Source organism: Streptomyces sp. S3(2020) (assembly GCF_013044505.1).
Lineage (GTDB): Bacteria > Actinomycetota > Actinomycetes > Streptomycetales > Streptomycetaceae > Streptomyces.
In genome coordinates, this window is the sequence record NZ_JABERD010000310.1 from 1 (window position 1) to 8,318 (window position 8,318).

The 8,318-nt window shown below is 73.5% G+C and carries 5 protein-coding genes and 1 pseudogene; all 6 read right to left on the reverse strand.

Going from position 1 to position 8,318, the window contains the following annotated elements:
• Positions 1-40 precede the first annotated feature (40 nt).
• Positions 41-2,338, reverse strand: a complete 2,298-nt coding sequence (locus HLK59_RS52550) for a tetratricopeptide repeat protein (protein ID WP_171147606.1) — start codon at positions 2,336-2,338, stop codon at positions 41-43.
• 42 nt (positions 2,339-2,380) lie between these two features.
• Positions 2,381-3,370 carry a nucleoside triphosphate pyrophosphohydrolase gene (locus HLK59_RS45810; protein WP_171147607.1) on the reverse strand — a complete coding sequence of 330 codons (990 nt, stop codon included), beginning with the start codon at positions 3,368-3,370 and terminating at the stop codon, positions 2,381-2,383.
• A 93-nt stretch (positions 3,371-3,463) separates the two neighbouring features.
• Positions 3,464-4,108, reverse strand: coding sequence for a SurA N-terminal domain-containing protein (locus tag HLK59_RS45815; RefSeq protein ID WP_171147608.1), 645 nt, complete (start codon positions 4,106-4,108; stop codon positions 3,464-3,466).
• 268 nt (positions 4,109-4,376) lie between these two features.
• Positions 4,377-5,791, reverse strand: a pseudogene (locus HLK59_RS45820) (serine/threonine-protein kinase).
• A gap of 65 nt (positions 5,792-5,856) precedes the next feature.
• Entirely contained in the window at positions 5,857-6,498 is a 642-nt protein-coding gene (locus tag HLK59_RS45825; RefSeq protein ID WP_171147609.1) for a hypothetical protein, read from the reverse strand.
• A gap of 215 nt (positions 6,499-6,713) precedes the next feature.
• The coding region (locus tag HLK59_RS45830; RefSeq protein WP_171147610.1) for an N-6 DNA methylase at positions 6,714-8,318 on the reverse strand (1,605 nt) is incomplete at its 5' end.

Below are 8,318 nucleotides of genomic sequence, written 5' to 3' on the forward strand. Positions count from 1 at the left end.
GGGGGGGGGGGGGCGGTGGGGAGGGGGGTGGGCTGGTCGGTCACTCGGTGACGGTATCCGCAGGAGGGGTGGCGATGCCGCCCGGCGGTGGGGGAAAGGACGCGGGGAGTCCTTCCGGGTCCGCGGCAGCGGTGCGGAACCACTCCGCGGCCTCCGCTTCCCTCCCCTGCCTGTTCAACAGCTTGGCGATGTGCCGCGAGGCACCCGCGGCTCCTCGTTCGTGGCCCTTGAGGTACCACTCCAGGGCTTCCTCGTGCCGGCCGTCGTCCTCCAGCACAACGCCGAGATTCACCGGCGCGGACACGTCACCGCCCGCCGCCGCCCGCCGGTAGAGGAACTCCGTCTCGGAGCGGTCGGCGTCCTTCTTACCGTCGAGCAGGGCGCCAAGGCAGTTGGTGGCACGCAGGTCGCCCCACGCGGTCGCGTACCGAAGCCACTGCTCCGCCTCGGGCTGGCTCCAGTAGTACAGAAGGGTGCCCAGGCTCGCCGCGACCTCACGGTGGCCGGCGGCCACCGCCGTTCGGTACCAGCGGACCGCCTCGTCCTCGCGTCCCTGCCCCACCAGCATGTCGCCCAGCTCATGGGCCGCGGCCCCGACACCCGCCTCGGCGGCTGTACGCAGCCACCGCTCGGCGCGGTCCCGATGCATTCGGCCCAGTCGCAGCGCCGACCAGGAGTCCCCGCCGTCGGCGGCGGTCACCAGATAGGGGAACGCGGCCTCCGCGTCCCCGTGACGCAGCATGAGCCGCGCCAGGTACGCCGCCGCCTTCGTGTGTCCCGCGTCCGCCGCCCGGCGCAGCAGAGCCTCGCCCGTCTCACCTCTGCTGCGGATCGCGAGATCGAACGCCGCTTGCGTGTCCCCCGCCTCGATACGCGACCGCAGCGCCGCGTGGGCCGCGTCCGCCAGGGCCGCGTGGTCGAGCGATTCCTCGGACGCCGCCGCGTCGAGCAACGTCCACCACACCTCGTCCGGCACCGGCTCCAGGTCCCCTGTCCGCAGCGCCTCCGCGACCAGCGCCCCGTAGGCCCGCCAGGTGCCCTCCGCCTCGCCCGCCACGAGCAGTCCCGAAACCCCGAACAGCGGAGCCGTCGCCCAGGCGAGCGCCTCCTCGAACGACTCCCGTTTCTCCGTCACGTACTGCTCCTGAACCCTCCGGAGCAGTTCGGCGGGCACCGCGCCGGTGACCCCGCAGCGGGCCAGATCGACCGCCGCGCGCACCAGCGACTGTCCGCCCGGATGCTCCAGCCGGGTGCCCACCCGGCGCCACTCGTCGAACAGCAGATGCCCGACCGCGAAGTACGAGGCCGCCCCCTCCCTGCCGCTCCACATGTACGCCGGGTAGGCACGCGGATCGTCGTGCGCCGCCAGCCGTTCCAGCTCGGCCTCGCTCCACTCGCGCGCCAGCTCCACCGTGCGGGCCATGGCGACGACCCGGTCGCCGGGCGCGGTCCCGGAACGGCGCCGGTAGTAGTCGTTGGGGCTCATCGTGCCGAGCACGACGGCGCCGAGTGCGGCGAGCCGCCCCAGCAGCCTCGGGTCCATGCCACCGGCGCCCAGATGGTCGCTCAGATCGTCCAGCCAGACGACGTACTCGCCCCGCTGTCCGCGCAGTGCGGCGAGCACACCGCGCAGGTTCTCGCCCGGGTCCAGGGCGTACAGCCGACGCCCTTCCAACAGCCGTACGCCCTGCCACGCGGTGTACGACCTGCCGGCGTACGGCTCCCCCAGGATCAGCACCAGGCCGGGGTGCACGAGTGTGGCGCGCAGGCGGTCGTCGCAGTCACGCGAGGCGTACGGCGGTACGTCGGGCAGCCCCGGCACATGCCTCGTCGACCGCACACCGAACTCCAGCGGCGTCACCTCGGCCACCGGCCGCCACTGCCCCGGGGCGGGAACGGTGCCGTAGTGGTGGTGCTGCACGCCTATGACGTCGTGGAAGGTGCCGTTGCGGAAGTCGACATGGTCGCCGGCGACATGGGTCGTGCCGACGGTGGCGTTGTCTCCTGTGACGGCGAATCCGATGTCGCCTCGCGCCGCCACGGAGCGGTTCCCGCCGGCCTCGACACGTGGGGCGGTGCCGGTCGGTTCCCGCCGGGGGGCGTACTCCTCCGCGAGGATCCGCAGTTCGGTGAACTCCCGGGGACGGTCGAGGCGCAGTGCCTCCAACGAGGCCAGCCGTGCCTGGGGAGCGGTCTCCTCCCCCCTCTGCAGGATCCAGAGCTCCACCAGCCCGGGAACACCTGACCGATCCAGCAGCTCCAGGATCCGTGCCGCCACGGACGGTACGTTGCGGATCGTCAGCAGGTCGTCCCTGAGCTGCTCCAACTCCGATGCCACGTCGGCCCCCACACCTCACACCCACCCGTTGGAGCAACGGTACTAACCGGAGAGCCCCTCAGCCGCCCGCACGGCATCCCGGTACACCCGAGCCGCCGCCCGCAGGGCCGCCTCCGGGTCGATGCCCTCCGCCTCCGCGCGGGCCGCCAGGGCGAGGAGCTCGTAACCGACGCCCCCGGTGCCCGGCAGCGGCACGTCCAACCCGGCGGTGCGCACTCTCGACGCCAGCTTGGCGGCGAGGGCCAGGCCCGGCTGGCCCAGGGGGATGCCCTCCGTCACCGAGTCGCGTTGTTTCTCCATCGCCTTCGTGCGCAGCCAGTGCTCCTTGACCTCCTCGGGGGTCGTGGCGGTCTCGTCGCCGAAGACGTGGGGGTGGCGGTGGATGAGTTTGGAGACGATGCCGCCGGCGACGTCGTCGATGGAGAAGGGTGTCTCCGGGTCCTCCTCGGCGATGCGGGCGTGGAAGACGACTTGGAGGAGGACGTCGCCGAGTTCCTCGCGGAGTTCGTCGCGGTCGCCCTCCTCGATGGCCTCGACGAGTTCGTAGGCCTCCTCGATGCCGTACTTGGCGAGGCCCTTGTGGGTCTGCTGGGAGGACCAGGGGCACTCGGCGCGGATGCGGTCCATGACCTGGACGAGGTCGAGGAGGCGGGCGCCCGGGAGGTCGTAGGAGGCGGGGAGGAGTTCCAGTTCGGGCATGGACACGCGGCCCGAGCCGGCGAGGCGGGCGAGGCCGTCGGTGAGCTCGGGCTCGCCCTCGCCCGTCGCGACCACGACCACGGTGTGGCCGCCCGCGCACGCCTGGACCAGTTCCTCCGCGGTCGGGGAGGCCTCGTCGACCTGTATCCCCGCCTCGCGCAGATACGGCAGCTGCGGGTGCGCGCCGTCCGCGCACAGCACGCGGCCGGCGTCGCGCAGCGCCTGCCAGGCGGGCCAGGACAGCAGGCCGGGGGCGACGCGGTGGCTGGTGGTCAGCAGGACGATGCGGCCGGGGGTGACGGCCGGGGCGGATTCGGGGCTGGTGGTGTTCACGTTTCGAAGCTAACCCACGCCGCCGACAGACCTGATCGGTTGTCCACAGGAGCAGGGTCGCGGTCGGATCGTATGACCGGTGGGGGCCCCGCCTTACGCCGTCTCCTGCGTCCCCGTCGCCGTGACCTCCCGTACCCATGGCGTCTTCGCGTCGACGCGGCTGCTCTTCTCGTCGTCCCAGCTGCCGTAGCGGGGGTTGAGGTCGATGTCGAGCTTCTTGGACGCCTTGGCCATGGCCTGCCAGAAGTCGGCCTGGCCGGTGTCGGTGCCGAGGACTGCGGCGAGTTTCTGGGCCTCCAGCTGGAGGCGGAGGTTCTCGTCGAGGCGCTCGGGGGCGATGCCGTAGCGCTGGAGCCAGGCCGTCTCCAGGGCCTTGGAGCCGCCGGCCTGCTGTTCCAGACCGGCGCGCATGTCCTGGACCTCCTTGCGGGTGACCGTCACCCCGGCGTCCTGCGCAGCGCGGTGCAGGACCTGGTCGAGCACCATGCTGTGCAGGGTGTCCCGGCTGAGGGTGCCGGTCTTGGCGATGGCCTGCGCGTACTGCGCCTCGTCGGGCACCGCGGCGCGCTGCGCCTCGCGTACCTCGTTCACCCTGGTCTCCAGCTGGGCGACGGTGATCCGCTGGCCGCCGACGACGGCTGCCGCACCGGGATGCGCATCGTTTCCGCAGGCGGTGAGAAGGGGCGCCGCGACGATCGCGGCGGAGAGGAGGAACGCGGTGCGACGGCGGCGGTGCAAGGAAGCCTCCCGAGGAGATTGTGCGACGGTGCACAAAGTCTTGCGGTGATCGATGGTAGGCAGTGGACAAGCTCTGGCCAACCCATTCGACCAACGATTCATCTGGACTTGGGGCACCGCCGCGCCCCGCAGGCGGGGTCGGGGCCACGGCTGTGGCCGGTGTACCGGGTGGCGCCCCACGGCCAGTCCAGTCCGCTGGGCGCGTCCCTCGCTTTCGGGAGACGTCGTCCCCAGGAGCGGACAAGATTCCCTCGGCTCGCGGCAAGATCTAGCCGCGCACCTGTCCCAGCCACTCCAGCGTGCGCCGGACCTCCACCGCGAGCGGGTGACCGGGGCCGTGCAGGCGTTCCACGTCGTGCACGAGGCGGGCCAGCGTGTCGTGGGCGGCGGCACGGTCGCCGAGGGCGAGCAGGAGGTGGCCGATGCGGCGGCGGACGTCGTGGGCGAGCTCGGGATCGCCGGCCACGTACTGGTTCTCGTAGTACGGCAGCAGCGCGCGGAACTCGGCGAGCGCCGCGGCCGGTTCGCCGAGCTGCTCCAGGCACTGGGCCGCCTCGTAGCGGAAGCGCAGCGACTGCGGGTCGGCCTGGCCGGCCTCGGCGGCGCGTTCGTCGGCGAGGCGGCGCAGTTCGGGCAGCGCGCGCCGGTACTGGCCGTCGTCCATGAGCGTGGCGGCGTACTGCTTGCGCAGGGTGCGGACGACCGGGGAGTGCTCGCCGTGCTGTTCGGCGGCCGCGGGCAGGATCGCGCCGAGGATGTCGACGGCCTGGGTGATGCGGCCCTCGCCGAGGAGCCGCTTGACCTCGTCGACGGCGCGTGCGACGTCGGGCTTCCCGGCGGGGGGCGCGAGCGGCATGGCGGGCGCAGGAAGGGGCGCGTGGGATCCAGGGGCGACCCGGTGGGGGTGCCGCGCGCGGGCAGGAGCAGCGCGAGGTGCTCGTAGACCTCCTGCGCGCTGGCGGGCCGGTGCTGCGGGTCCTTGGCGAGCAGGCGCAGGACGAGCGCTTCGAGCGCCTCGGGGACCTCGGGGCGCAGGCGGCGTACGGGGAGCGGGGGCTCGTAGAGGTGGCGGTGCAGTACGCCGAGCGCCGTGGAGCCGGAGAACGGGACGTCGCCGCTGAGGAGTTCGTGCAGGAGCACGCCGAGTGCGTACAGGTCGGTGTACGGGCCGACCGCGCCGCCCATGGCCTGTTCGGGCGCCATGTAGGCGGGCGAGCCGATGGGGGTGCCGGTGTGGGTGAGGCGGGTGGTGTCGGCGTCCATGACGGAGGCGACGCCGAGGTCGAGGACGGTGACGGTGCCGTCCTGCTTGACCATCACATTGCGGGGCTTGAGGTCGCGGTGGACGATCGGCACGGCGTGCACGGCGCTCAGCACCGCGCAGAGCTGCGCGGCGACCGCGACGGCCCACTGCCAGGGGTACGGGTCGTGTTCGGCGAGGTGGTCGGAGAGGTCCGCGCCGTCGACGTACTGCATGACGAGGAAGAGCTCCTCGCCCTCGCTGCCCGCGTCGTGCACGGTGACGAGCCCGGGGTGGTCGACCTGTGCGGTCACCCGGCACTCGCGCACGAACCGGCGGCGCAGCTCGTCGGCCTCCTGCCCGGCCACCTTGTCGGGGCGCAGCAGCTTCACCGCCACGCGCCGGTCGAGCCGTTGGTCGTAGGCCGTCCAGACCTGTCCCATGCCGCCCTGTCCGATGAGCGTGGACAGTTCATAGCGGCCTGCGACGACACGTCCTGTCGCCACGGTCACCTTCCGCCCTCATAGCCACCGTTGGGGTTGCCGTCCTGCCGGCGCAGGTAGTCGCTCAGTTCGTCGAGCTCGGCGCGCACCTGGTCGATGCGGGCCGGCGCGGGGCGCTGGGGCGGCTGCGCCGGGGGCACGGGCGCGTGGGGCACCACGTCGCGGGGTGCGGGCGGCTGCGGCAGCGGGCTCTGCGGGATCGGCGCCGGTGTCTGCGGCAGGGTCGTCGCGGTGTACGGCGACTGGGGCTGCGGATAGCCGTACGCCGGGGCCGGGGCGGGCTTCGGGGCGTACGCGCCGTAGCGGAGCTGGTGGAAGTGGCGGATGTCCGCGGAGAGGTAGTACGAGATCGCGGCGATGAGTGTGCCCAGGAGCAGGATCAGGCCGGTCCAGCCGCCCACGGTGTGGATCTCCTCGCCGGGCTCCGTGCCGAGCAGCACCAGTCCGAGGACGATCGCGACGAAGGAGGCCGCGAACAGGCACCAGTCGAGCCCCCTGCGCGTCACGAGCGCCAGCCGCAGCAGCATCGCCCAGGCCAGCAGGCCGATCGTGAAGATCGCGATCACCACGAACAGCACGCGCAGGAGGACCAGCAACGCCGGATGGGGCGGCTGCTTCACCGGCGGCGTGTAGCCGTGGCCATGCATGACAGCTCCTGGTGCCTGAGGTGGGCGTACGGGGGCGGCCGACGCCCGGCAACCCCGTTCCTGCGATTGTCGCTTCGAGCGTATAGGCCGACAACGACATGCGGTCCAGGGTTGTACCGAACCGTTGTCGTGCTGATCACGTCCTACGGCGGTACCGGCCACGGCGCAGGCGCCCGGAGGGCCGGATTCCGCAACTGCCGGGCGCCACCTGGGCGTCAGTCGGGTACGACCGTGCCGTCCGTGAGGCCGTCGTACATCCCGCGTACGAGCTGGTCGCCGAGCCGGCCCGCGCGCCGTAGTGCCCGCTCGAACTCGTCGAGTGCGCGGAAGCGCGCGCCGTAGCGCCGTTGCTCGTCGAGCGGGAGCCGGGGCAGCTGGAGCCGGCGCACGTCCAGGCGGGTCGCGGTGGAGGCGTAACTGCTGGCCTGGCGGTTGTTCGCGGTGCCGCGCAGGAAGCCGGCGAGGAACCAGGGGTCGAGCGCGGTGGGATCGGGGCGCAGGAGGACGAGACTGCGCCCCAGGGCGGCGCCCCCGCTCGCGTCGTCGATCACGCGGGCCATCGAGCCGCCGCCGAGCACCGGCACGACGACGTCGCCCGGCTCGACCAGCACGGCCTCCTCCTCGCTCTCGGGGAGCGTGCCGGAGGGAACGGTGCCGGCGAGGACGTCGTGGTCGGTGAGGACGGGCACGCGTGCGTGGCCGCCGTTTCCGCCGGTGCGCATCACCAGGGCGCCCCCGCGCGCGAGTTCGCCGATGGTAGTGAGCGGCCAGCGGGCGGGCTGTGCGGTGTCGGCGGGCGGCGGGGTGAGGTCGGTGGTCAGGCGCAGGGTCTCGCCGAGGCGTTCGCGCACGGCGGTGAGCGCCTCGGCGCCGTCGGCCGCCGTCGCGGGCGGGAGGTGGCGGGCCGGGGCGAGGTCCACGTCGTCGTCGAGGAGGTCGATGACGGGCAGGGAGCGCGCGAGGCCGGGACGCTCCTGGAGCGTGCCCGCGCGGTCGAACGCACGCCAGGCGTCGAGCACCGCTTCCCGTACCGCCCGCCAGTCGGGACCGCCGCGCCCTTCGGTGGCGAACTGCCCGGTGTCGGCGAGCAGCACCTCGGGCTGGGCGGGCGCCTTCTCGGGGCGGCGCAGCATCCACAGGTGGAGCGGGATGTTGTACGGGGGTGCCGCGCCGACCGGGAGGGCGACGACCGCGCGCAGCGCGCCCCGGCGCAGCAGGTCGGCGCGGATACGGCGGCCCGAGCGGCGGGAGGCGGCGGCGGGCGGCATGAGGAGGACGGCGGTGCCTCCGTCCTTGAGGCGGGCCAGCGCGTGCTGCACCCAGGCCAGCTCGGACTCGGTGCGGGCGGGGAAGCCGTACTCCCAGCGGGGGTCGTAGGCGAGTTCGTCGTGGCCCCAGTTGCGCTCGTTGAACGGCGGGTGGCACAGGACGGCGTCGGCGCGCAGCGCGGGGTGGGCGTCGGCGCGCAGGGTGTCGCCGGTGGCGCCGTGCACGCGGGCCCGGGTGTGCAGAGCGGGCCGGGGCGCGGTGAGGGCGGCGAGTTCGGGAGCGCGGTCCTGGGCGTACAGCTCCTGGTCGGCGCGGGCGGTGACGGCGCGCAGCAGGGCTCCGGTGCCGCAGGCCGGGTCGGGGGCGGGGCGGGGGGGGCCCGCGAGTTCGGCCATGAGGCCGGGGAGGGCGGCGGGGGTGAGCGTGTACTGGCGCGGGTTGGCGTCGAGATGCCGGCCGAGCAGGAACTCGAAGGTCTGCCGGGCGCCCAGCTCCGCGGCGAGTTCGGCGGCGCCGCGCAGGAGGGGGACGGAGGGGAGGAGTTCGGGGCC